The sequence below is a fragment of the Variovorax glucosi genome (genome assembly GCF_051216695.1).
Lineage (GTDB): Bacteria > Pseudomonadota > Gammaproteobacteria > Burkholderiales > Burkholderiaceae_C > Variovorax.
In genome coordinates, this window is the sequence record NZ_JBPJZE010000455.1 from 1 (window position 1) to 1,006 (window position 1,006).

The window sequence follows — 1,006 nt, forward strand, 5'->3', positions numbered from 1 at the left end:
CAAGCTCCAGCCGACGTTGCCCAGGCCTTGCACCGCCACCGTCAGCCCGCGCAGGTCGCGATCCAGTCGATGTGCGACGCTGGCCACGATGCCGTGATAGACGCCTAATGCCGTGGTCGGCGAAGGATCTCCGGTGCCGCCCAGTTCTTCCGGCAACCCGACCACGTGCCGGGTGTTTTGTCGTACCCAGGCGAAGTCGGCGACAGTGGTGCCAACGTCCTCGGCGGTGATGTAGCGGCCCCCCAGGCGGTTGACCGCCACGCCCATCGCCCGCAGCAGTTCGGGCGTCTTGCTCTTGCGCGGGTCGCCGAGGATCACCGACTTTCCGCCGCCCAGGCCGAGTCCCGCGGCCGCGGCCTTGAAAGTCATTCCACGCGACAGGCGAAGCACGTCGCGCAGGGCGGAGGCTTCGTCGGCGTAGGGATACATGCGGCATCCGCCCAGGGCCGGCCCGAGCCGGGTGCTGTGGATGGCGATGATGGCCCGGAGCCCGACCCGATCGTCGGATACGAAGACGACCTGTTCGTGGTCCGCAAAAGACTCGGTAGAGAAGACTGTCATTTATTTATCTGTTTTTTAAGTTTCGATGTGAACGAATGCGGACGCGGCCTGCTCCAGGGCCGCTGCCGCATCAATGCCCGGGAGTGCAGGCTAGAAACAGCAGCAAGCGGTGTAGATATAGCGTCATGTGATGGCCTCGCTGTTGGGCACAGCACGACATCGGGGGACGCAGTGATATTGGTGAAAATTTGGCGCCGCAAGATCAGGCGCGGGACGGCTGCAATGCGGGTGCCGTCGTGATCAATCCCATCTCTCCGAACAGCCTTTGGTACTCGTTCAGCGTGAGATCCTGCAGCGATTGGTGATGCTCGGGATCGATTGTTATCTCACCGTTGGAGAATTCAAATTTCGCCACACCCATCCAATCTTCATATTGAAGTTTGATTGGCGATGCCGGACGCTCCACGTAAGAAGCTTCAATCGTCGACTGAATATCCGATATTCC

General features: G+C 60.8%; 2 protein-coding genes. Both read right to left on the bottom strand.

What is annotated here, in order from left to right; all coding sequences use genetic code 11:
- Positions 1–561 (bottom strand): Glu/Leu/Phe/Val dehydrogenase dimerization domain-containing protein (locus ACSFA3_RS26465; RefSeq protein WP_435508257.1); only part of this gene is annotated, 561 nt, incomplete at its 3' end.
- Between the two features lie 202 nt (positions 562–763).
- On the bottom strand, positions 764–1,006 hold a 243-nt coding region (locus ACSFA3_RS26470; protein ID WP_435508258.1), incomplete at its 5' end, for a hypothetical protein.